The organism is Granulicella sp. dw_53, from assembly GCF_018449545.1.
GTDB lineage: Bacteria > Acidobacteriota > Terriglobia > Terriglobales > Acidobacteriaceae > Edaphobacter.
In genome coordinates, this window is the sequence record NZ_JAAVUR010000009.1 from 171,474 (window position 1) to 195,805 (window position 24,332).

General features: G+C 56.6%; 15 protein-coding genes and 1 tRNA gene. 5 read left to right on the forward strand and 11 right to left on the reverse strand.

All coding sequences use genetic code 11. The features are described 5' to 3' along the window. Nucleotides 1-32 precede the first annotated feature (32 nt). From HB393_RS15625 to HB393_RS15660, 8 genes are all read right to left on the reverse strand, one after another. Nucleotides 33-4,070 carry a TonB-dependent receptor gene (locus tag HB393_RS15625; RefSeq protein WP_213806112.1) on the reverse strand — a complete coding sequence of 1,346 codons (4,038 nt, stop codon included), beginning with the start codon at nucleotides 4,068-4,070 and terminating at the stop codon, nucleotides 33-35. A gap of 312 nt (nucleotides 4,071-4,382) precedes the next feature. Continuing rightward, the gene (gene glgP / locus HB393_RS15630) at nucleotides 4,383-6,155 is read right to left on the reverse strand and encodes an alpha-glucan family phosphorylase (protein WP_213806113.1); all 1,773 of its coding nucleotides are present in this window, start codon (nucleotides 6,153-6,155) and stop codon (nucleotides 4,383-4,385) included. A 186-nt stretch (nucleotides 6,156-6,341) separates the two neighbouring features. Then, nucleotides 6,342-7,703: an aminotransferase class I/II-fold pyridoxal phosphate-dependent enzyme gene (locus HB393_RS15635; RefSeq protein ID WP_213806114.1), complete on the reverse strand. Its 1,362-nt coding sequence runs from the start codon at nucleotides 7,701-7,703 to the stop codon at nucleotides 6,342-6,344. Between the two features lie 43 nt (nucleotides 7,704-7,746). Beyond that, the gene (locus HB393_RS15640; protein WP_213806115.1) at nucleotides 7,747-8,043 is read right to left on the reverse strand and encodes a hypothetical protein; all 297 of its coding nucleotides are present in this window, start codon (nucleotides 8,041-8,043) and stop codon (nucleotides 7,747-7,749) included. Between the two features lie 223 nt (nucleotides 8,044-8,266). Then, nucleotides 8,267-9,184 carry an alpha/beta hydrolase gene (locus HB393_RS15645; protein WP_345945234.1) on the reverse strand — a complete coding sequence of 306 codons (918 nt, stop codon included), beginning with the start codon at nucleotides 9,182-9,184 and terminating at the stop codon, nucleotides 8,267-8,269. A 142-nt stretch (nucleotides 9,185-9,326) separates the two neighbouring features. Further along, nucleotides 9,327-10,187 carry a TIM barrel protein gene (locus tag HB393_RS15650; protein WP_213806117.1) on the reverse strand — a complete coding sequence of 287 codons (861 nt, stop codon included), beginning with the start codon at nucleotides 10,185-10,187 and terminating at the stop codon, nucleotides 9,327-9,329. Nucleotides 10,188-10,342: 155 nt separating this feature from the next. After that, nucleotides 10,343-11,380, reverse strand: coding sequence for an LLM class flavin-dependent oxidoreductase (locus tag HB393_RS15655; RefSeq protein WP_213806118.1), 1,038 nt, complete (start codon nucleotides 11,378-11,380; stop codon nucleotides 10,343-10,345). A gap of 371 nt (nucleotides 11,381-11,751) precedes the next feature. Next, entirely contained in the window at nucleotides 11,752-13,362 is a 1,611-nt protein-coding gene (locus HB393_RS15660) for an adenosine deaminase (RefSeq protein ID WP_213806119.1), read from the reverse strand. Between the two features lie 228 nt (nucleotides 13,363-13,590). Here HB393_RS15660 and HB393_RS15665 point away from each other — a divergent pair. After that, nucleotides 13,591-13,665: transfer RNA gene (locus HB393_RS15665), tRNA-Phe, on the forward strand. A gap of 69 nt (nucleotides 13,666-13,734) precedes the next feature. Here the strand turns inward: HB393_RS15665 and HB393_RS15670 are convergent. Next, nucleotides 13,735-14,007, reverse strand: a complete 273-nt coding sequence (locus tag HB393_RS15670) for a tyrosine-type recombinase/integrase (protein ID WP_213806120.1) — start codon at nucleotides 14,005-14,007, stop codon at nucleotides 13,735-13,737. 1,158 nt (nucleotides 14,008-15,165) lie between these two features. On the opposite strand from HB393_RS15670, the gene HB393_RS15680 reads away from it, so the two are divergent. Then, nucleotides 15,166-16,671 carry an ISL3 family transposase gene (locus tag HB393_RS15680; RefSeq protein WP_255551213.1) on the forward strand — a complete coding sequence of 502 codons (1,506 nt, stop codon included), beginning with the start codon at nucleotides 15,166-15,168 and terminating at the stop codon, nucleotides 16,669-16,671. Between the two features lie 107 nt (nucleotides 16,672-16,778). On the opposite strand, the gene HB393_RS15685 is transcribed toward HB393_RS15680, so the two are convergent. Further along, the gene (locus tag HB393_RS15685; protein ID WP_213806122.1) at nucleotides 16,779-17,066 is read right to left on the reverse strand and encodes a DUF427 domain-containing protein; all 288 of its coding nucleotides are present in this window, start codon (nucleotides 17,064-17,066) and stop codon (nucleotides 16,779-16,781) included. Between the two features lie 38 nt (nucleotides 17,067-17,104). After that, the gene (locus HB393_RS15690) at nucleotides 17,105-18,007 is read right to left on the reverse strand and encodes a LysR family transcriptional regulator (RefSeq protein ID WP_213806123.1); all 903 of its coding nucleotides are present in this window, start codon (nucleotides 18,005-18,007) and stop codon (nucleotides 17,105-17,107) included. Between the two features lie 276 nt (nucleotides 18,008-18,283). On the opposite strand from HB393_RS15690, the gene HB393_RS15695 reads away from it, so the two are divergent. From HB393_RS15695 to HB393_RS15705, 3 genes are read left to right on the forward strand one after another with little or no spacing between them, the layout of a single operon-like run. Further along, nucleotides 18,284-21,463: an efflux RND transporter permease subunit gene (locus HB393_RS15695; protein ID WP_213806124.1), complete on the forward strand. Its 3,180-nt coding sequence runs from the start codon at nucleotides 18,284-18,286 to the stop codon at nucleotides 21,461-21,463. 14 nt (nucleotides 21,464-21,477) lie between these two features. Beyond that, nucleotides 21,478-22,695 carry an efflux RND transporter periplasmic adaptor subunit gene (locus HB393_RS15700; RefSeq protein ID WP_213806125.1) on the forward strand — a complete coding sequence of 406 codons (1,218 nt, stop codon included), beginning with the start codon at nucleotides 21,478-21,480 and terminating at the stop codon, nucleotides 22,693-22,695. Continuing rightward, complete coding sequence (locus HB393_RS15705) at nucleotides 22,692-24,146, forward strand: efflux transporter outer membrane subunit (RefSeq protein ID WP_345945235.1); 1,455 nt, start codon at nucleotides 22,692-22,694, stop codon at nucleotides 24,144-24,146. Before HB393_RS15700 ends, HB393_RS15705 begins: the two co-directional genes overlap by 4 nt. Nucleotides 24,147-24,332 lie beyond the last annotated feature (186 nt).

Genomic DNA, 24,332 nt, shown 5'->3' on the forward strand with positions numbered 1-24,332 from the left:
GCATTTGTGCAGAGCAGTCGATTGCGGAGCGGTTAGAAGGTAAACCTTCCGGAGAACTGGAAGGCTCGGGCATCGGCGCTGGCGAAGTTGACAGTACCGAAAGTGCTTGTGTCCACGTTGGAGCCGATCTGGTTATTGCCGGCGTTGTTGCCGAAGTTGACTGAGTTGGTTACGTTCTGGCAGTCAACTCCGAAGATGAACTTCGCGCGGTCCGTTAGATCAAACGTGCGGTGAAGGTTGCTGGTAAGGCGATAGAAGCCAGGACCTCGCAGACCGTAGGGAGCGATGCGTGAGGAGTCGCCGATCTTGAACATGCCGGAGTCGCAGAATGGTCCAGTGGTGGATGCGCAGGGTGCGCCGCCCACTCCAGCGCCAGCAGCTCCGGTCAGCGCTCCATTGAGGTAGCTGAGGGTTCCAAGGTTGGCTGCAGTTGCGCCTTTACCCCAACCGCCGTTTTTTCTGACGGCACCAGAGAAGTTCGGATTTACATCCGGCATACAGGTAGCTGTACCCGCTCCTACGTTCTGGTTCGAGGCGTTGCAGGTAGCAACGATTGGCAGAGGGATGCCAGAGGAGTACTGGAAGATATTTCCCGTCTGCCATCCGCCGAGGAGAGTGCGAACGAGGAAGTGATTGCCCCCAATCTTGTTTTTGCCGAAGGGAGATTGATACACGCCGTAGATGCTGAGGTTCTGCGGAATGCTGTTGAGGCTGACGGAACGATCGATACGGTTTTGCGACCAGGCGCGACCTGAGGCTGTCGCGGATGCAGGAAGGGCGTAGCCGCTGCGAGATGTACCCGCGTCGTCGATGGTCTTGGCGTAGGTGTAGTTGACTGTGATGGTAAGACCCTGAGCAGCGCGTTTCGCCACGGAGAGCTGGAAGGCGTTGTAGTTGCCGTTGGCGACGTTGCCCCATGGGTCGGTGGTGGTGTTGTACTGCGGCATCCAGGTGAGCATGTGAGCAATGGTCGCGTTGCTGCTAAGTGCTGCCGCCGCGGTGTACCCGGCATATGGGACGGGAATGGTGACTCCGGTTGCGGCCTGAGCAGCGGCAATATTGGCTGGAGTAGCCGCCTTTGTGAGGTTTGCGCCTAGAGCGTAATACTTCGGATCTAGCTGTCCGGACTGAAGACCGCGAAGGTTGCTGTTGGTGCTACCGATGAAGTGGCTCTGGCTTCCAACGTAGTTTGCTGTGACGGTGATGTCCTTGGTGATCTCACGCTGCATACCAAAGTTCCAGAAGTTGAAGGTTGGAGCGCGACCTCCGAGGTAGGGGTCCGCGTAGGCGATGCTGGTTCCATTGCCTGCAAAGTTTCCTGAGCTTCCGTTGCAAGGAGTGAAGCTCTGTCCAGAGCAGACGTAGTATCCAGTACCGAGGGTCTGGCTGACTGCGTTGATGCCGGCAGGGGGGGCTAACGCAAATCCCGGACCGCCCCAGGTAGCGTTCGGGGCCGAGAATGCGGGGTTGGGATTGAGATAGAAGGCGGGACCCGAGAAGCTATCCGTCAGAGTGGTGGTACTGGTGAATCCTAACTGTCCTGTACCGCTTGACGCTCCACCTGCGCCACCGGTGCCACCGGCGTGCGAGTAGAGGATGCCGAAGCCGGCACGTATGACGGTCTTGTCATCGATGGAGTATGCGAGACCGAGACGAGGACCAAAGTTTTTGTAGAAGTTGTTTACCGGTGTGCGGCAGTTGCAGCTAACACCAGCTCCGCGGTTGCCCGCGAACTGAAGCGCGCCAAGATTGCCTGTAACCGGGTTGGCGATGTTGGGGTTCAAGAAGGACCAGCGATCCTGAGCTTCATTGAAGGTAGGCAGATAATCCCAACGCAGGCCGATGTTCAGCGTCAGCTTGGGAATGACTTTGAAGTCATCCTGACCGTAGACGGCGAAGGGATGGAAGCGGCCGCCGAGGACGCCAAAGGGCTGCTGCGTGACGGTCGAGTTACTGACGGCGCCTAAGAGATAGCTGGCATAGGAGTAGCCAGTGTTCGAAGTGTAGGCCGAAGGCGCCGAGCCTGTACCTGTCACGGCGGCAGTCGAGTTCGTGCTCCATGTGAGGGTCGTGGGCAGAGAGGCTCCATCTGCAGTGCTGGCGTTGTTCTCTAGCCACTGGTACTGAAAGCCGAAGTTCATGGAGTGCTTGCCCCTGAGGTAGGACAGGTTGTCTTTCAGGGTATAGGTCTCGGAGACGTTGGTGGTGGTGGGAGTGTTCCCAACCCAGTTAGCAGGGGAGTTGCTGCCGCTAAAGGTCGTGTTGGGAAAGTTCTCCGAGGCCTGGCCTGCAGGAAGTCCGAGGATGCCAGAGGAAGCAGCGGAGTAGAGGGGATTGCCCTGGGTGATGTTCTGCACCGGAGGACCACCGAAGTTCATGAAGCCGAATTTGAACTGGTTGACAAGGTTCGGAGTGAGGATGAAGGTGTGCTCCAAAGAGACCCAGTGGCCGCCCACGGTAGACAGAGTGCTCGCGAGGTAGGGGACGGGAAGATTCGCGCCATTGGTGGAAGTAATGGCAGCATTGGTAAATGGCACGGCGTGCCGGTTTCCACCGGTGAGGACCATGGAGAGAGTCTGGCGGGGAGAGATGGTGTAGTCGATGCGACCAGAGTAGAGCCAGTTGTCGAAGCCCTGAGGCTGTCCGCCGAGGAAATTATTCTGAATAACGCCGGTCTGATCGATCGTAGGGGCAGGCAGGTACTGCTGCATGTAGCGGGTGATAGGCGAGAGCTGGCTTGCGGGGATCACGTTGACTCTGCCGGGCGAGACGATGACGGGATTACCCGCAGCACCGTTACCCGCACCAGCTCCGTAGCCGTATTGATAGCGGCAGGGGCCGGTGGTGCTGTGCGCGGTGCAAGCTGCCTGAGTCGTGGGATCGTAGATAGGATAGTTGATTAACGAAGTATTCCCCAGACCACCGGTAACGGGGTTGGCAGGTATAAGTTCCTGAAAGTTACCTTGCCGCATGAGCGTGGTGGGGATAGTGCTGGCGCTGGGGTTGGCGGCGATGCGGGAGCGGAACTTGTCGTAGGTGGCGAAGAAGAAGAGCTTGTCGTGGCCGTTGATGATATGGGGGATGGTGATGGGGCCGCCGATGGTGAAGCCAAGCTCAGTCTGGTGCTCGGCGGGCTTGGGGCCGGGGACGCTGACGAATGCGCCGTTCTGGACGATCTTTGTGACGTTGCCGCCGCCGGGTTTGGTGGAGAAGGACCAGGCGTCGAAGATGGTGTTGCGAAAGTAGGCGAAGATCGCGCCGTGGTACTTGTTGCCACCGGATTTGGTGTTGTAGTTCTCAAGACCAGCGCCCTGATACTCGGCGTTGAAGCCGCTGGTGACGACTTTGATCTGGTCGATGGCTTCGAGGGGGACGATATTAAAGATGGGACGGTTGTCGCCCTGCTGGGAGAGGGTGGTGAGCGGGAGGCCGTCGAGATAGAGCTCTCCGACGCGCTGGCCGGTGCCGCCGATGATGGAAGAACGTCCGCCGGGATTGACCTGGGCACCGGGAAGGAGGTTCGAGAACTGGGTGACGTCGCGCTGCTGGCTGCCGGTGATCATAACAGGCAATGCCGTGTAGGTGGCGTTGTCGATGGTGCCGCCGAGGGTGGAGTTGGTGGTCTCGAGCGCCGGCGGGGCATCGGTGACGGTGACGATATCGCCCGCGCTGCCGGCTTTAAGGGAGACGTTGAGACCGACGTTGCTAAGGGCGTTCACCTGGATGTTTTCCTGCTTGAAGGTGCTAAAACCCGCAGCGGTGACGGTGAGGCTATACATGCCAGGGATGATCGGAGAGATGTTATAGAGGCCGTCTCCCGAGGCGACACGCTTCGTTTCGACGCCGGTATTAACATTACGTGCGACGACGGCGGCGCCGGGGATGAACGCGCCGGTCGAGTCTGCCACTGTGCCTGAAATGGCTCCTTCTCCGCCGGTCTGGGCAGGCGCGAAGGAGGGAGCAAGGGTGACGCAAAGGGTTAGCAGGAGAGCGGTAAGGCTGGCTGAGATCTTGCGGAGCGACGACTTGGGAGAGGACTGGATATGGACTGGCTGATTGTTCAATGACATTGGGATGTTGCTCCTGTGCGTGCACTCTTTTGAACCGGAAGGCGGATATTTCGCGCCCGATATCCGATAGAGAAACTATTTCTTTGTGCGCATGGAAGATAACGGATTGGTTAAACGTTCGTCAAGGAGATTCGCGAAAGTGGTTGCCCATTTGATACGCCTGATGTAAGCGGTTACCAAAGACGAGGGATTTCAGGCGTTCGCAGCCTCAACGCTGTTTGTATTACAGGCAGGAGAGAGCGGCACGCAGGTCCCATAACTATCGGACCTCGTATCAAATGGAAGAGTTTCGCGAAAGACTGCTCGGAGAGGTCAGGCCAAAACGGGTTGGTGGAGATAGGACTCGGAGGCTGCACGCGCGGTGGACGATGGAAGTATCGAGGGGAGCTCGTAGGAGTTGGTAAAGTACTGGGCGAGCATGCGATGGGTGTTGAAAAAGGTACCGTTTATGGCGATGCAGTGGCGCTGCATGGCGGCCCAGGCAGCGAAATCGGCGTAGAGCGGGGCCACGGAGTGCTCGAGCTTCTGGTAGAGGCTTGCGGCCTCGGCGTCTTCGGTGTCGCCGTCTTCGATGGCCCAACCGGTGGTGTTCTCGGCGCAGCCCTCGATCCACCAGCCGTCGAGGATGGAGAGCGATGGGACGCCATTGAGGGCGGCCTTCATGCCGGAGGTTCCGGAGGCCTCGTAGGGGCGGCGAGGGGTGTTGAGCCAGACATCTACGCCCTGGGTGAGCATGGCGCCGAGTTCCCAGTCATAGTTTTCGAGATAGACGATCTTGAGGGCGGAGGAGTTGAGGGTGGCGGCCTCGGCGAAGACGTCGCGGATGAGACCCTTGCCAGCAACATCGGCTGGGTGGGCCTTGCCGGCGAAGAGGATCTGCAGGCCACCGATCTTCTCCGCGATGGCGACGAGGCGGGCAGGATCGTGGAAGAGGAGGCTGGCACGCTTGTAGGTAGCGACACGGCGGGCGAAGCCGAGGGTGAGGACGTTGGGATCGAAGGTCTGGGCGGTGCGGGTCTGAACCTCCGCGAAGAGGCGGAGCTTGCCCTCGCGATGCGTGGCGGCGATGGTGGCAGGGGCGATGCCGTAAGCGGAGCGGAGATACTGGTTGTCCGTACGCCATGCAGGGGCTTGGGTATCCAATAGCTGCTGGAAGGGCTTGGAGAGCCAAGTAGCGGCGTGGACGCCGTTGGTGATGGCGTGGACGGGATACTCAGGGAACATCTGCTGGGAGACGATGCCGTGCTGCATCGCGACTCCGTTGACGAAACGGGAGAAGCGCAGCGCGATGTAGGTCATATTCATCAGGCCATTGTGGAGGCAGCCGGTGCGTTCGATGGCGGTGGCGCGATCATGGCCGAGGATCTGATTCATTTGATCGAGACCGAACTGATCGTGTCCGGCTGGAACTGGGGTATGGGTAGTAAAGACGCATTGCCGGCGGACGACTTCGATGTCGGCGTCGGTAGCGTCGCGGAGCGGGGCTCCGTTGAGTTGGGCTTCGAGCAGACCGATGGTGAGGAGGGCGGCGTGGCCCTCGTTCATGTGATAGACCTGAGGCTTGCAGTTGAGGGAGCGAAGGAGAGCGATGCCGCCGAGACCGAGGATGGTCTCCTGACAGAGGCGGTAGTAGGTATCTCCGCCGTAGAGGTGGTCCGTGAGACGGCGATCCCAAGGGTCGTTGCCTTCGACGTCGGAGTCGAGCAGGAAGACGGGGACGATATGTCCCGTAACGCCGATGACATCGAAGCGCCAGGCATGGAGGAGGACTTCCCTGCCCTGCATGGAGACGGAGACTACCTCGTTGGCAGATGGGAGGGTTGTTTCGGGAGACCAGGGAACGTCGGACTCAGTCTGCTGGCCGACGGCGTCGAGATGCTGGCGGAAGTAGCCACGACGGTGCGCGAGGGAGACAGCGAGCATGGGAGCAGCGGTGTCGGCCGCGGAGCGAAGGGTGTCCCCGGCAAGCATTCCTAAACCGCCAGAATAGGTGGGAAGGGACGGGGAGAGGGCGATTTCCATGGAGAAGTAAGCTACCGTGCGAGAGGCAAGATCCAGATTAGCGGGAGTTTGGGAAAAGCTCATGCGGAGATGATTTCCTTTTCTGTGCCGGTAGACGTCCCGACGGTGTTGCTGCTCCAGATATATCGGCGCCCTGCGAACACTGGGAGGGCCATCCGTTAACCCCTGATGTCTCCAAGTTTAGCAAAATGGGCCTGGAGAGGGGGATTTGCGGTAGGGCAAAAGACGTATTGACGACATATAGACCAGTTAGACGATCGCTTCGAGAAGACGGCGCCAGATCTGATCCAACCAACGGAGATGCTCCGGCTTCATAAGCACCGAACGGAGGCAGAGGACCGTGTCGGGTTGAGAGCTTCCGGAGGTCGATTTCCAGGTATTGGGGGGAAAGAAGCGGGTGGGAAGGGTGGCCAGGGCGAGGTGAAGGTCATGGCGGGCAGCCTTATCGAAGATGGCTTGAGCGAGTAACGAGGAGGCTGCGGGGGTGGGTGCGGAGGCGGTCCAGAAGAGAATATCCAGAGGCGGAACGAAGCTGGGGACGACGAAGGCAGGATGGGTGGCCAGGCGCTCGTAGAGTTGGCGGGCGGCCTGATGGCCGGAAGAGAGGTTGCGGGCGAACTCGCCGTCCCGGTCGTAGGGCAGGAGACGTTGAGTGGCCCACAGAGCGACGGCGGAGGCTCCGGCCCGGGAACACTCCAAAGAGATCTCGCCGAGATGGAGTTGCTTGGAGGAGAAGTAGGTGTAGGGGGAGTCGTGTTTATAGAAGAGCCCAACGGTGGGGTCGCGGAATAGGATGCAACCGCAGCCATAGGGCTGAAGACCGTGCTTGTGTGGATCTACGACGATGGAGTCAGCGTGCGAGATGAGGTCATACGCTGCGCGGATCTCGGGGGCGAGATCTGTAACCAGCGTGAAGTAACCTCCATAGGCAGCGTCGACATGGACGCGGAACTGATAACGGGACTGGAGCGCCAGGATCTGGTCGAGTGGGTCGACGGTGCCGATAGCAGTGGTGCCAAGGGTGGCTACTACAGTTCCGATGGTGCCAGTGGCGAGGACCTGCTCTAGGGCGGCGAGGTCCATGCGGCCTTGAGCGTCAGAGGGAATCTTGACAAAGGGCAGGCCGAGGACAGAGCTGATGCGGGTGTGGGTGTAATGGGCCTGATCAGAGGCGGCGATGGCCTTGCCGGGAGCAATCTGTCCAGCGATCCAAAGGGCTTCAAGGTTCGCGAAGGTGCCGCCGCTGGAAAGATGGCCGAGATGCTGAGGAAGACCAAACATCCGGGCGAGGGCTTCTACGGCTTCGACCTCCATGACGGAGCTGGCGTGGCTGCTGTCGAGAGCATGGTTGTTGGGGTTGACGGACATGGCAAGCGCATAGGCCGCACGGGCGATAGGGTGCGGTGGCTTGAGCATCTGGCCAGCGTAGAGGGGATGCCCGTAGGGGAAATCGTCACGGAGACGTTCGGCGGCCTGTTGGAGGATAGCAGCGGCATCTTCTCCCAGCGGAGTCGGGTCGAGCGGTGGAAGATGGCTGAAACCTGCGTCCAAATGTTTCTGGGCGACAGCCAGACGCTGAAAGAGTTCGTCGGGCGGAATAGACGGGGACATGACTGAGCTCAATCTCCAAGATCGGTTTGCAAGGGTAAAAAGGTTACAACTCGCGGGTGATGTGACCGAGCTTCATTGCCACACTGAGCACGGCAGCAATGGCAAGGGCCAAGGTCGTGAGAGGAAATGCAGTGCGGATGTGCTTGGTCAAGGCTTCTACCAGGACGATGAGGACGTAGACCAGAAGCATGAGAAGAAATCCATCCCAGACGAAGATGTGTGTGATTCCAGGCGTAATCGCCGTTATCTTCTGAATGTGGAAGGGACGGAGGAAAGAGCCCACGATGCTGCAGATGAGGAGAAGCAGCGATTGCAGGACGAGCCAAACGACCTTTTTCATGCAAAAAACCTCATCTCTTCCTGGTGCCTTGTTCGGAAGGGCCTATCACTGGTTTGAAACGAATGGGGGCTAGTGCAGTTTACCGGTTCCGCGGCAAAAATCAGATCGCATTGCTGCTCTTTGGAGACGATGAGCGGCAGACGTTCGCTTTTGACACGGTTCCCTGCTGTGAGACCGCTTTGACGGATCTCCGGGTTACAGGACTCCGATAAATTTCACCCATTTATTGGGACGAGCCGTTTAGGACGTGGATGGTATGGAACCAGGTCTCGACGAGAGTGGGCCAGTGGGTTACTGGAAGGTCGGTGGGACGGAGACCATAGCCGTGACCTCCCTGGGCGTAGACGTGAAGTTCGGCGGGGACTTTGAGATCCCTCAGGGCCCAGAAGTAGACGAGGACGTTTTCAACGTGGACCGGATCGTCTTCTGCTTGCAGGAGGAAGGTGGGGGGCGTGTTCGCAGTGGGGTCGATGCTGTGGGCTAGCGTCTTGAGGGTGGTGCCGTCGGTGAGATAGCCAGGGTAGATGATCACTGCGAAGCTGGGACGGGCATCTATCTTGCTGTCGATTATTTTGCCCTCGGGCATGTCGGCGCGTCTGTAGTCGGCGTGATTGCTTAGCGTGACGGCAAGATGGGCACCCGCAGAGAAGCCTAGTACGCCGATGCGGTTCGGATCGAGGCGCCACTCCGCGGCGTGAGAGCGGGCGATTCGAATGGCTTGCTGCGCATCTTCGAGATCTGCCACGCTCTCTGGATAGTGCTGTTCGAAGGGCACACGGTATTTGACCAAAACGCAGGTGACACCGATGCGGTTGAGCCAGGTGCAAACCTCGGTGCCTTCTAGATCGTAAGCGAGGATCTTGTAGCCTCCACCGGGGAAGACGAGTACCGCAGCTCCCGTGTTGGTGGCGGTTGGCTTATAAACCGTCAGGGTCGGATTGCTGACGTTGGTGAGATGCATAATGGGTTTGCCCCCGACGAGTCTGTCGGAGGCGAGGGTAGCGTCCTTTTCAGGAGCGCCAGTGTAGGGCTCGGGTGCCCCAGTCGGCCAGAGCGGGATGACCTGCTGGGCTGACGCGCGAGGCACGAGGACGAGAGCTACGACGATAAAGAGAGAGAAGAAGACAAGCTGTTTGCGCACGCGAACAATGGTAGCGGCTCCTCGCGTTATGGGGTAGTAGATTCTCGGTCCGGGTGAGAAATACCTCGAAAAAATGATCCGTCTAACGTATCCGAAGGAATTGTGGCGTAAGTTTCGCGTCTGCCTCAGATACAGAAGGACGTCAGACGTCGCAGAGGGCAACGGCCTGAGAGAGTGATGTGAGAGGATCGCGCACCGGGACGAATTCATGCGCGACGTAGCCGGTGTAACCAGTAGCTACGATGGCACGCATGACGGCGGGCCAGTTGATCTCCTGGGTCTCGTCGAGTTCGTGGCGGCCGGGGACTCCACCCGTATGGTAATGGCCGAGATATTTAGCGTTGGTCCGGATGGTCTCGATGAGATCACCCTCCATGATCTGCATATGGTAGATGTCGTAGAGCAGCTTGATGTGGGGGGAGTCGATCTCCTGGAGGACGCGAACTCCCCAGGCGGTGTGGTCGGCCATGTAACCGATGTGATTACGTTTGCTATTGAGAAGTTCAAGGTGCAAGGTGAGGCCGTGATCTTCGATGATAGGGCGAAGGCGACGAAGGCCGATGACGGTGTTGCGCGCGCCCTCTTCGTCGGAGAGGCCGTCGCGGTTGCCAGAGAAGGTGATGACGTTAGGTACGCCCGCCTTGGCGGCGATGGGGACGTATTTGCGAAGACCGGCTTCAATGTCCGCGTGGTTTTCGATTCGGTTGAGACCTGTCTTGATCTCTCCGCCTCCAGCGTAGCCCATGGTGCAGAGGAGTCCGTAACGGCGAGGAATCTCGTACTCCTCAGGCTGGAGCAGGTCGATTCCCTTCAGACCGATCTTAGCTGCATAGACACAGAGGTCCTCGAGGGGGATCTGTTTGTAGCACCAGCGGGAGACGGACTGGTGAATGTTGTTGCGAAGTTTCTCGGGTGTGGCGGCGCTGGAGTTGTGGCTGAGTAAGGTTGCGGCCGCGGTGGCGGCAGTGGTCTGGAGAAGCTTTCGGCGAGTTAGATTGGGCACAGCTCATTCCCCTGCTTAAGACGTATGGGGATTGTATGCAAATGAGCTTGTTTGCGCGACCGGATTCTTCTCAGGCCTCCTCATACGCGAACTCTTGGGCTACAGGAGCCCTTTATAGCGCCGCTTCAGATCAGTGCGAAAGGGCCAATGCTCTTCTATGTGGAGGCGGCCGCAACCTCAGACTGCGCCTTTAGCGAGGCCGCAGTCTCATAAAGAATGGCGTAAGAACGGAGCCTATCCTCATCTCTATAGGTATCTGTCCAGAAGAAGAGTTCATCTGCTCCGGTCTGCTCAATGAAGGACCAGAGGGCCTGGCTTACCGTGCTTCTTCCACCTGTGATTGCAAACTGCATTCGTTTCTCTACCGCTTCCTTTTCTTCTTCGGTCCAGAGGCCGTCCATGCTATCGACCGGTTTGACAGCTCGCCCCGTGCCTCCCACCGCGCTTAAATAGAACTGCTGAATGAAGGTTAAAAATTTTCGCGCATCCTCGTCCGTCTCCGCCGCAAGCGCAAAGACCGAGATCATGACATAGGGCCGATCGAGTGTCTTGGATGGCCGAAAGTGCTGGCGATAAAGCTCGATCGACGACATTAGATTGGCGGGAGCGATGTGAGCGGCGAAGATAAAGGGCAGACCAAGTTCGCCTGCAAGGCGGGCGTTGTGACCGCTTGAGCTCAAGAGGAAGAGGGGCACATTGGAGCCTTGGCCCGGGTAGGCCTTGACCTCCTGATCTTCTTCGCCGGGCCCAAGGAAGAGTTGGAGCTCAGCCAGCAACTCGGGAAAGTCGTCGTCCGTAATCCGAGGATCGCGGCGAAGGGCTTTCTTTGTGATCTCCTCCCTGATCTTGGTGGAACCTACCGCACGGCCCAGGCCTAAGTCGATACGTCCAGGAAAGAGCGCTTCCAAGGTTCCAAACTGTTCGGCGATGATCATTGGGGGGTGATTTAGCAGCATCACTCCACCTGCGCCTACGCGAATCGATTGGGTGGCCGCGGCCACATGTCCTATGAGAAGGGCGGGCGAGGCGGAGGCCACAGCACTCACTCCGTGATGCTCTGAATACCAGATTCGGTGATAGCCCAACTTTTCGACTACCTGTGAAACTTTGACAGCGCGAGCGATTGCTTTGCCGGCACTTTCTCCCTCCCGCGTTGATACAAAATCCAGAGCTGAGATGATCGGAGTATTCATAGTTTAAGTCCTCATAGATTCCGCATATCTGAAGCCCTGGGGCTGGATGCGAAGGGTACGTGCCGTCTCTGTCCGCGATAAACAATCGGAGTTGTCATTTATTCCAGCGAGACAGATCCGTATGTACGAGACTGTGGTGCCCTATTTCGAGCAAGCGACAGCAAAAAACTTATATCTAAGGGGATTTGCAGAGGTCAAAGACATCGGTGAGGTGCGGGGATACAACGATGGAAGACTGTCGAAACCTATGAGTCGCTTCACCTTCCCTTGCTACAAAGGCTTGCTTCTGCTGCGAACAGTTCACAATAAACGAGGGCCGTCTTTGACAGAGTCAAGACGGCCCCTATTTATTGCTACGAACGACTGCGCTGCTACAGGCTGGACTCGAATACTTTGAAACGATGTTCGAGTTCCCATTGCTGGGCAGCCTTATCGCTGGATTTGAGGAAGGCGGTGCATTTCGCGTTGGGGGTGTCGGCACCGAGAGGCTGGGTCGCGCAGTCTTCGACGGAGCGGTTGAAGGTGTCCTGTTTGCTCCAGAGACTAGGACCAGCGAGGAAGCTATGTTCGACGCTGGTACGAGCCATGTTTTTAAGATCGGTGTAAGTGAGGTTGAACTCGAGGGCGGCACGAGTGTACTCCTGCGTGATGTTTCCGCGGGAGACACCCTCATCGTCGGTAGAGAGCGCTACGGGAACGTGTGCGGCACGGTAGTTGGGGAGTGGATGGTTCTTGCCGCTGATACCTAGAATGCCATCGTTGGAGGTGAGGTTGATCTCCACCATGATGTGTCGGTCAGCCAGTTCTTTCAGCAAGGCGGTGGGGTCTTTCTCGTACATGACGTCGACGCCATGGCCGATGCGTTCTGCATGGCCCAAATCGACCGCCTCCCGGATGTGAAAGGAGAGGCCGTCGGGAGGAACAAGGCCGGGAGCAAGCTCGCCAGCATGCAAGGAGATGTGAACCTTGGGATAGGCCGCATGGAGATAGTCGAGCATGAGCATCTGCCGGTGATACTCAGACATGGACATGTAGGCATCTTCAGGCTGGACGAAGTTGATGCCCACAACGTTGGGGTCTATGGAGGCGAGTTCAAAGTAGAGAAGGGTCTGAGCGAAGACCTGTTGCGGTGGGAATGCGCGAAGAACTTGGCCAATAAAGCGGATCTGCACAGAGCAGGCGGCAACGGCGTTGGCTTCGCCGCAGTGCTCTAGTCTGGTGCGTGCGGCTAGCGCGTCGTCCAGCTCCTTGGCGGCCTCCGTAATGTTGGTACGGAAGTCCGAGGCAGCGAGGAGTTGATCGCGCAGGTGGGCGAGTTCGGCTCGTGTGGCATCACGAGGAGTTGCGATTGAATTTCCAGTGGCTTTCGGACCCTCAGGCCAGCCGAGTTGATAGCCGAGTTTGGCGGCAGCACCGAAACTGGGGGTCTGCATGATCTCCAGGTATTGGCCGTTTTGTGCTGCGGAGCGAGTAGCTACCTCGTCGAGCCACTCCGGGACGTGGGATTTGTCGATACTTCCGAAACGGGCGAAGGTGGCGAAGAACTGATCGTGGCCACTGGTCCCGGGCGTAGCGACAAAACTGCGCATAGAGAAAGAATTGACGAGCGCGTCGTAGAGCTTTTGATCTTTGAAGGCAGAGGCAGCAGGAACATTGCCGTCTCCGCAGACTGGTTGGGGTGACGAGCTGCGAGTCATGCTTTCGGCTTTAATAAAGCTGAGCGTGGCCTGATTGACACAAAGATGGTCAACAGTAGCCTCCGCAATAAAGCTTTCAGCGTAGACAGCTCCGCTGAGGTGCATGTGTAGATCTGCCCCCTTGGGCATGTTAGCTAGAAAGGCATGCAGCGGAAATGGGCCGGCGGTTTTGGCGACGTTGAAGGCACGAACTGCGCGGGCCTCCTGCGGGGTGACGGCGACCTGTGCGTTGGCGAAAACGACAGTAAGACAGAGGAGCAACACTGCGTGGGAAAGACGGCGCATAAGTTCCTTTTCGACTGCAAAGTCGAGCATACAATATCCCAGTAAAGAGGAAGCGAAGGACGGGGTTGGCGATAAGGCAAGGGATTGCTATACTTAGGAAACGTTTGAGTTGCTGGTTCCCTTCTGAGCTTGTTCGAAATAAACAAGGCAGGCCGGTACGACAGGCGTAAGAAGGTAATTACGCCCGGGTGTTCTTGGCGATCCCCGATAAACGGCGTTACATGCCAAGGCCAGATAGCTCAGTGGTAGAGCGCGGCCCTGAAAAGGCCGGCGTCGGCGGTTCGATCCCGTCTCTGGCCACCACTTTTTCAATAACTTAGCGATGGACCAAAGAGATAAGTTTTAGTCGCACGACCAATACACGACCATCGTTCACGCGACGTCTTGTTGGTCGCCCTCTTCCTGCTCCAGTTTTTTCTTATCCAACATGCTCCACATCACCTTGACCGTATTGCCGGTCTTGGTGATGTGCTCCCGTCCCAGCTTGGCGTAACGTTCGGTCATCTTGATATTCGCGTGACCAAGGAGCTTCGCCAGCTCGTAGAGATCGCCACCGTTCATCATGTACCACGAGGCAAAGGTGTGACGCAGATCATGAAACCGGAAGTCACGAATCTTCGATAGTAACTTTAGGATAGAGCGCACAGTATTCGGGGATTAGAGGCGAGATATAGCGGCTCCCGAAACCCGTCATGCTTAGAATGCGCAGTCGTCCCGACAGCTGTAGCGCGATCCCATGTGCATCACCCTCAGCTTCAACAATCAGATCGAGAATATGCCTACATCTCTCTAAGTAGTTCTGGCCGCCATCTGTGAGGGTAAGACTGCGTGTGGTACGTTGCGGCAAGCGGATACCTATCCGTTTTTCCAACTCAGTCACCAAACGCGATGTTTGAGCCACAGTAAGGCGGAGTTGTTCCGCCGTCGCCGTGAAACTTCCTGCGTCTACGACACGAACAAACCCATGCATCGCATGGATTAGACCGTTATTGAGATTCTTACGCATTCCGCAATAATGATTTATTCATGCGTGTATTTTTTCAAGGGAACCGAGTAGCCATTGTTGGAACAGCCGGAGCATCTTCCGATAACTCGCTGATCTAACGAAGAAAAATTCCATTAAGTCTGCATGCTGGGAGATTTGAGCAATCAACCTTCAAACCTTGCCATGGCCTTCAGGGACAGCGGCGCGGCCCGCATAACCGACATCAACCAGGACACGGTATTCCAAGCAGCGGATGCGAGGTCGCAGTATCCATATTCCCAGCCTTCTTCGCGCGAACAATACGCGAACAATGCGCGTCCCAAATAGGCCTAATTCTCCCTAAGCGATCCTAAATCTATCGCGCTTAACGGTCTTATTATTCATATACATCTGCCGATTCCAGGCCACTTAGTTGAATTATCCGGCAGCCCTGAAAAGCCCGGCGGCGGTTCGATCCCGTCTCTGGCCACCACATTCTAAATACCTTAGCAGCAACCAGATTTAGCTCAAATTAGTTCAAGACACAGAATAGGACACATGCTCTATATCAAGTGGGACCTCTAGGTACCATGCGGTCAAGCTTGGTGTCCTAGCTTCTTTTGCGCTACGTCGCTCTCTCCCCTTTTTGATTGCGGTTCCATCTTGCTCCAGAGGGTTCTGGCGCACATTTGGTGATTCTTTCCAGCCGGTGTTTTGGAGCGTAAGACTGAGGTAGCTCTGGCGACCTCCGCTCTTTGCCGATGAGTCATGGAACGTTGGTCCCGAACATCGCGGAAGTCACCTTGATCTGCCTTCGTCCGAAGGATGGGGCGATCGAGATGCAGTTGAGGACGTGTCATGCGTCTTCGAAATGCCCGGCATGTGGGACTTCCTCGCGCCGGGTCCACAGCCGCTACCGGCGGACTCTGGAGGACCTTCCCTGGGAAGGTCTTCGGGTTAGGATCCTGCTTGAAACGAGGAGGTTCTTCTGTGTCGGAAGCCATTGCTTCAGGAAGATCTTCACCGAGGCTTTACCAGGGACCGTGTCACGTTATGCGCGGCGGAGTTGCCGTTCGAGTGAAGCTCTGAGGTGTCTCACTCTTGCGCTGGGTGGCAGGGCCGGAGCACGGCTGGCATGTCAGCTTGGCTTGCTGGCCAGCCGATCGACGCTGCTCCGCGAACTGCATCATCACGCCGCTGCGCTGCCTGTAACAGCGCCACGCGTGCTTGGCATCGATGACTGGGCATGGAAGAAGGACCATCGTTACGGCACGATTCTGTGTGATCTGGAGAAGCGCAAGGTAATCGACCTGTTGCCGGATCGCGATGCGGACACCGTCGCCGGTTGGTTGCGCACGCATCCTGGTACCGAGATCGTGAGCCGCGACCGCGGCGGTATCTATGCTGAAGCCACGCGCAAGGCGCTTCCTCGAGCTGTTCAGGTGGCGGATCGTTGGCATCTGCTACGCAACCTGAGTGAGGCGTTACGACATGCGCTCACACCGCACCATCGGCTCTTCTCGCAAGCAGCAAGGGCTAACCGCAGCGAAGATAAGTCAGCCCCACCCTCATCGCTTCCTCCATGGAGTAAGCGGGAACTCGAAATCCAGCAGATGAACAGGCAGAGACGATATGCGCGATGGCAGCAGGTACGAGACCTCTTGAAGACGGGAGCCTCGGACCGTGAGCTTGGCCGGCAGCTCAACCTCGATCACCGTACCGTGAAGAAGTTCAGGAACGCTGAGGTCTATCCGGAGGCGGCGCCTCGTGTTCGCCAGTCCAGCGTCTATGCTCATGCCGCCTATCTCGACCAGCGGGTCCAGGAAGGATGTAGTAGCTATACCAGGCTCTGGCGGGAGCTGCGCAAGCTTGGCTTCAGCGGTCAGGTAAACAGCGTCCGCTACTGGCTTCGCCAGCGACGAAGCTGCCAACCACGCACTCCCGGTGCCCTCCCGCTACAACCAGGTCTCCGGGCCTCGCCGCGTCAGATCGTCTGGTTCATCCTTAAAGCCACGCCCTCTGCGCGGGAGCTCTTACAGAGCATCTACCAGACTTCGCCCGTGATCAGGAGACTCGCCCAGTTGGCTCAGGGCTTCTTCCGCATCATCCGCGAACAAGATTTTCCACGACTGATCCCGTGGATCACGGAGGCCAAGCAAACAGCCCTCACGGGTTTCGCCACACGGCTTGAACGAGATCTGAAGGCTGTCCAAGCCGCGCTGACGCTGCCATGGAGTCAGGGGCATGTGGAAGGCCAGGTGCACCGACTGAAGCTTATCAAGCGACAGATGTATGGCCGCGCCGGCTTCGAACTCCTACGCCTTCGCGTTCTCAATCAGGCCTAATCATCGCGTCCCAAGAACACCGCGACAGAGCAGAACTGAGCTTCACCAAATGTGCGCCAGAACCCTCCAGAGTTTGCGAGAAACGCTGCCTGTCTTCACGATGTGTACTATTCCGTGATCTCTACGTCACGCCAGAATGCGATGTGGTGCTTTAGGGATCGTGCAGCGGGCTTGGGATCGGGGTAGTACCAAGCGGCGTCCGGATTCTCCACACCTTCAACCCAGAGACTGTAAAACCGTGCCTGCCCTTTTGAGGCATCGCTTGAGGTGGTGGAGCTTGGTCGTAGGAACTCCCGCTTCACTGCTTCATCGGGAAAGAAGATGACGCCATCCGATACCTTTGTGTCGGCGCTCTCAGCTAAAGTTTGTCCGTTCCAAACAGCCTTCTTTGTCATATTCACTCGTTCCATACTAGATAGCACGTTGTCCTATGTCACCTGGAGCCACGGCGTTGGAGGTACGACTTTACAGCTTCGCGCAGGCATGCCACTGCCGGAGCCAGTCGGCCGATGTGCGAAGGATGCAGCAGCCAGATCTTCATGTGCGGGGTGAAATCCTTGACCTTTACGATCTTCAGGTCTCTGCGATAGTTCGATGCATGGAAGACATGCGGCATCGTGATTCCGAGGCCTAAGTCTTTCGCAATCAAAGAACACTGAAGATCGCTCCCTTCTGCTTCGAGAGCCGTGATAAAGGGGAGCCTTCGTTGGAGGAGGGCGCTCTCGACCGTCTTATAGATAGAGCATCCCTGCGGATTGAGCAACCATGCATATTGCGAAAGCTCTTCGAGTGTCGGCGACGGAGACATTCGTTTCGACTTTGCAGCGAGAATCACAATGGGCTGACTGCCGAGGTTTTCAGCGACCATGGACGCCGGCGGTGCCGCGTCTTCGGGCAAGACAATTACAGTTGCATCGAGCGAACCATTGCCAAGACGCTCCAGAAGAATCTCAGAGTTTTGAACATAGGCACGAAGCTGAATCTTAGGAAAATCCGTGCGCAGGCACGCTATCGCTCCGGACAGGCCAACATCTCCGAGTATGCGCGACATTCCAAATCGAAAGTCTCCCGACGGCTCCCCATTATCCATAATTGCGGTCTTCAAGTCCTTCACTGAACTGAGCACCGGTTTCGCAAACTCGTACGTCTCTTTTCCTGCCGGCGTTGGTTGCAAGGGGCGGGTCTGTCTGTTCAGCAGCGACACATTGAGCACGTCTTCAAGGCTTTGAATCCGGCGAGTTACCGCGGACTGAGTAAGATGCAAGGCGACCGAAGCCCCGACAATCGAGCCGTGATCCACCACTGAGACAAACGCTTCGAGATCAATCAGATTCATAGTTCCTAACCACGCCTCGGCCAAACTTTCATTGTTTTGATGTGTATTTTAGCGCCAAAGATTCCTCCTTTATTCATTAGTGAAGGCTAGAGTGAATTTTGCGCATATTGAGTATGAAGAATTTTCATGATTCATAGTATGCGTAATCTGAATCTAGTTAAGCGCAACGATTGGTTGCAGGCATCGGACGATTGCAACTCAACGCAGCCAGCCTGTCTTAGGAGGAAAATCAATGTGTGACCTCGCTTTGACGAGGTCATTCATCAAAGCGCGCATATGTGGATCGTCAAACTAGCTCTCAATCGGCCGTACACCTTTATCGTCCTGTCTCTGCTCATTCTCTTGCTGGCCCCGGCGATGATCCTTCACACGCCAACCGACATCTTTCCTAACATCGATATACCAGTGATCTCGGTAGCCTGGACCTACACGGGCCTCAATCCTGAAGATCTTGAAGCTCGGTTGACGACTCCCTATGAAAAGGTTCTGACTACGCTGGTCGACAATATTCAGCACATCGAATCGACCACATACAACGGCACCGCGATCGTGAAGATCTTTCTTCAGCCGGGCACCAGTCTCGATACTGCAAACGCCCAGGTTGTGGCTTCGTCACAGTTCGTCCTTCGATTCCTTCCCCCAGCGACCCAGCCCCCTGAGATCATCAACTTCAGCGCGTCAAGCGTACCCATCCTGCAGATAGGCCTCTCCGGCAAAGGAATGTCAGAGCAACAGCTCAACGATCTTGGCGTCAACTTCCTGCGCACGCAACTGATTACCGTTCCCGGTGCTGTAGTCCCTCTCCCTTATGGCGGGAAACAGAGACAGGTCATGGTCAACATGGACCAGAACCTAATGCAATCGAAGGGCGTCTCGCCGACCGATGTGTTGAACGCGGTCAACGCGCAGAACCTTATCCTGCCATCCGGCACGGCCAAGGTCGCCGAAAGCGAATTGGATGTTCGGATGAACGTCACTCCACGCACAGTCGAGGAGCTCAGCAATATTCCGATCAGGCAAGTGGGAAACACGACGATTTATCTGCGAGAAGTGGCGAGGGTCAGCGATGGTTTCGCCGTGCAGACCAACGTGGTTCGACAGGACGGCCATCGCGGCGTCCTTCTGAGTATCCTCAAATCGGGTAACTCCTCGACCCTTGATGTCGTATCCGGTGTTCGGAGACTCTTACCCCGAGTAGCCTCCACCTTGCCTCCCGAGTTGAAAATTACTCCGATTGCGGATCAGTCGGTCTTCGTCCGTGAGGCGATCAGCGGTGTTGTTCGCGAGGCGCTCATCGCCGGAGCTTTGACTGGACTAATGATCCTGCTGTTCATCGGAAGTTGGCGAAGCACGGTCATCATTGCCATTTCGATTCCGCTGTCCATCCTCACTTCGATCATGGTGCTGAGCCTTCTCCACGAAACTATCAACATCATGACCTTGGGCGGTCTTGCCCTGGCCGTGGGTATCCTCGTTGACGATGCCACCGTCGAGATCGAAAATGTCAATCGCATTCTCGAAGAAGGTCACGAAGTCGAGATCAAACAAGCGATCCTTGATGGCGCGCAGCAGATTGCGACCCCGGCGCTGGTCGCCACGTTATGCATCTGCATCGTCTTCATGCCGCTCTTCTTGCTGGGTGGGGTAGCGCGTTACTTGTTCGTACCATTAGCGGAGGCCGTAGTCTTCGCCATGTTGGCCTCTTACTTCTTCTCCCGCACTCTCGTTCCAACTCTTGCGATGTACATGCTTAAGTTGAACGAAGGACATGGAGATTCGCGCAACCCCTTTGTGCATTTTCAGAGGGGGTTTGAGCGCCGCTTCGAGAAGATCCGGAGCGCATATCATCGGTTCCTTATACAGTTCGTCACGCACCGGAATATCCTTATCCCGGTCTTTCTTGGCGTATGCCTGTGCACCTTTCTTTTGGTTCCCTGGCTAGGCCAGGACTTCTTCCCTGAGACCGACAGCGGCCAGTTCAGCCTGCACATCCGGGCAAAGACCGGAATGCGTATCGAAGACACCGCACGGCTCTCCGATCTGGTTGAAACCTCAATCCGCAAGGAGATCCCGGCTGCCGAGATCGATAACATACTCGACAATATCGGCCTGCCCTATAGCCCGTTGAACACGATGCATGCGACATCGGGTGTGCTTGGGGCGAACGATGTTGACGTGCTCGTCTCGTTGCGGAAGGATCATCATCCAACGGCCGACTATGTTAGAGACCTGCGCCGCAATCTCCCTCGCGAATTCCCCGGTACGACTTTCTACTTTGTTCCGGCGGATATGGTGACTGAGATCCTGAACTTCGGACTGCCTTCCCCACTCGACATACAGGTTGAAGGAAACAACGTGCAAGGCAATCATCAAATCGCCGAACAGATCATGGCTGATCTGCGCAAAGTTCCTGGGCTAACCGACCTTCACATTCAACAACCTCACGACTATCCCACGCTCGATGTTGCCGTTGACAGGACGAAAGCATTCCAGGCGGGATACACAGAGCATGATGTCGCAACGAGCGTGTTGAACACGCTCAGCGGCAGCTTTCAGGTAACACCTCTGTTCTTCGTCAACTGGACCAACGGCGTCAACTACAACCTGGTTGCGCAGACCCCGCAGTATCGCATCCAGTCGGTCAAGGACATACAAAACATCCCCATCACCGGCGGAGCGAAGAACAATCCCGAAATTCTGGCTGATGTCGCTTCGATGCAGCGCTCGCATGAGATGGCGATCGTATCCCACTACAACATTCGTCGCGTCATAGATATCTACGGAGCTCCGCAGGACAGGGACCTTGGTTCTGTAAATCGCGACGTTGAGCGGATCGTCGATGCCCATCGGAAGAGCCTGCCGCGCGGTACCTTCATCACCGTACGCGGCCAGGTCGACACAATGCATAGCTCCTACCTCGGATTAATCACTGGCCTTGGCTTTGCGATCATCCTCGTTTACATGCTCATCGTGGTCAACTTCCAGTCATGGCTTGATCCTTTCATCATCATCACCGCTCTTCCTGCCGCCATGGCCGGAATCGTGCTGATGCTGTTCTTTACTCACACGAGACTGAGCGTACCCGCTCTCATGGGAGCGCTGATGTGCGTGGGCGTGGCGACCGCAAATAGCATTCTCGTTGTCTCCTTTGCCAAAGAGCGGCTTGAGGCTCACGGCGACTCGTCAAGGGCAGCCATCGAAGCCGGTAATACCCGATTCCGTCCCGTGATCATGACGGCACTCGCAATGATCATCGGCATGGTGCCAATGGCGTTGGGGTTAGGAGATGGCGGCGAACAGAATGCCCCGCTCGGCCGAGCAGTCATCGGTGGCCTAATGTGCGCAACGATCGCAACTCTAGTGTTCGTGCCTTCCGTCTTCTCGTTCCTTCATAGAAATTCGAAATCAATCACCTCAGCACCTCCCGAGGAAACCACAGATCACGCAATCGCATAACGCGGAGCCATGTCATGACACATAATTCGTCGAATCATCTGCCCTCTCTCAACTCGCCACCCTCAGAAGCACAAACCCCAAAACCTACCTCGAAGGGTCGAGCTCTCATCTTCGGGATTACCGCAACCGCAGTCATTGGAGTGGCGATCTTCGGAGGAATTCATTCCCGGGTACATGCTGAGGCCCAGCTCAACCAGGTTGCGAAGGCCTCTGCCACTCCGTTCGTGAATGTGATCTATCCAAAAACGGGCTCTAACGCGGAAGAGATTCAATTGCCTGGAAATACGCAGGCCTTCAACGACACCCCTATCTATGCCAGAACCAGCGGATATGTGAAGCAGTGGTACGTCGATATCGGCGCACATGTAAAACAGGGGCAGCTACTCGCTGTCATCGAGACGCCCGAGCTCGATCACCAGCTTGCGCAGGCTAGAGCGGATCTCAAGAACGCCCAGGCGAATCTGCAAATATCGGAGATTACGGCGAAGCGTTGGCAGAATCTGCTCAAGACGAATTCGGTCTCGCAGCAAGAGACCGATCAGGCTGTCAGCGATCTGAGCTCGAAAGAGGCGGTCGTTGACTCAAACAAGTCCAATGTGGACCGCCTTGAACAACTGCAGGCCTTCGAACGTATCACCGCGCCATTCAGCGGCATCATCACGGCGCGCAATACCGATATCGGAGCCCTAATACAGGCCGGCGATAATAGCACCCCAAAGGAACTCTTCCATCTCGCAGCCATTCAGACACTGCGCGTCTACATTCCAGTCCCTGAGGTCTATGCGGGCTCGATCAGGACGGGAGAGAAGGTCGATCTGACGTTAGATGCGTTTCCAAACGACGTTTTTACAGGGACTCTCGTTCGGAATGCTGATGCGATCGACGCGACCTCACGCACCCTAAACGTCGAAGTAGACGTGGACAATCCCAAGGGCAAGTTGTTTCCGGGCGCCTACGCATTTGTGCACCTCAAGGTTCCCTCGAGTGCAGGGGCTGTCACCATTCCGTCGAATGCCCTCCTCTTTCGCTCGGAAGGACTGCGAGCGGGCGTCGTTCGAAACGGCCACATCGAATTGATCCCAATCACGATCGGACAGGACTATGGAAGCTCGGTGGAGGTGCTGTCGGGGCTGTCTCCGAAGGACGCAGTCATCGTCAATCCCTCCGATTCCCTGGCAAACAATTCTCCAGTTCAGATTGAGAACGATTCGAAGACAGGAGCAAGGCAGTGAAACGTCAAGTCTTATTGTTAGCGAGCATGGCTGTTCTTCTGTTATCTGGATGCATGGTGGGTCCGAAGTATGTCAAGCCAGTAGCACCCGCACCTCCAAGCTTCAAAGAAACGACGGAGTGGAAAGAGGGCGATGGCTGGAAGATCGCGCAACCGAATGACGCGAGTCTCAGAAACAAATGGTGGGAGGCGTATGGTGATCCCAAGCTGAATGAGTTGGAAGACCAGGTCGAGCCGTCCAACTACTCTTTGAAAATTGCCGAAGCAAACTTCCGTCAGGCGCGCGCCGCAATCCGTTTCAATCGGGCGGCAGAAGCTCCGACCATCGGAACCTCCCCAAGCATCTCCTCGGTTCGCTCTTCGGCAAATCAGCCCTATTTCCCGGCGTCGCTAGTTAACAACGGATCGGGCGAATTCACCCTTCCGGTTGACCTCTCGTATGAGATCGATCTCTGGGGGCGTGTTCGTCGCGCCGTTACTGCGTCACGGGAGCAGGCGCAGGCAAGCGCCGCCGACCTCGCCACCGTAAAACTTAGCCTCCACGCAGAATTGGCGATTGACTACTTCGAGATCCGAAGCGCCGACGCCCAGGAGAAGCTGCTTACCGATACGGTAAAGGCATATAGCCAGGCGCTGGATCTAACAAAAAATCGTTTTGAAGGGGGTGCAGCTCCGAAGTCGGATGTGACCCAGGCCCAGACTCAACTCGACCAGGCACGCGTTCTTGCCTCTGACATTCGAGTCCAGCGGGCCCAATACGAACATGCATTGGCGATTCTTATCGGGAAGCCTCCAGCCGAGTTCGACCTCCCTGCTACCCCACTCAACCTTCAGCCTCCGACGCTTCCAACGGTTCCCGTTTCTCTTCCAACGCAGCTCCTTGAGCGACGCCCGGATATTGCCGCCTCAGAACGTCGAATGGCGGCCGCCAATGAACAGATAGGAATCGCCAAAGCCGCTTATTATCCAACTCTCAATCTGGCCGCCCTTGCCGGACTTGAAGGGACTTCATTGTTGAATTGGTTCAACTGGCCAAGTCGCCTCTGGGCGGTAGGACCAAGTCTCTCCGAAACCATCTTTGATGGCGGACGGCGAAAAGCTACATCAGAGACCGCACTGGCCGGGTACGATGGTTCGGTCGCGACGTATCGTCAGACCACCCTGGGAGCTTTTCAAGAGGTTGAAGACAATCTCGTTGTATTGCGTGTCCTAAGTACCGAGTCGATCCAACAACACTCTGCAACCGATTCCGCCGAACAGTCGCTCCACCTCTTCGAGAATCGTTATGCAGGGGGAGTGGATACGTATCTTCAGGTCGTCACCTCTCAGACGACCGCCCTGGCAAACGAGAGAAACGATATTGAGATTATGAGGAGACGCCTCGAAGCGAATGTCCTGCTGGTCAAAGCACTGGGCGGCGGTTGGGACGTAACTGACTTGCCAAAGCTCTAGTTTGATAAAGAACGATCCCGTCATCGTTCAGAGCGGCAGATCGCCTGTGCATCGCCCCCCAAGTTGTTTGGGAGAGAGTGGGGTGAATCTTCACATTGGCCTCTCGATGCGCAGATATTCTGGCCCGATGACGCCTCCTTGTTTTACATATGAACGATGTCTATATGTGTTCTAGGTGATGAGGGA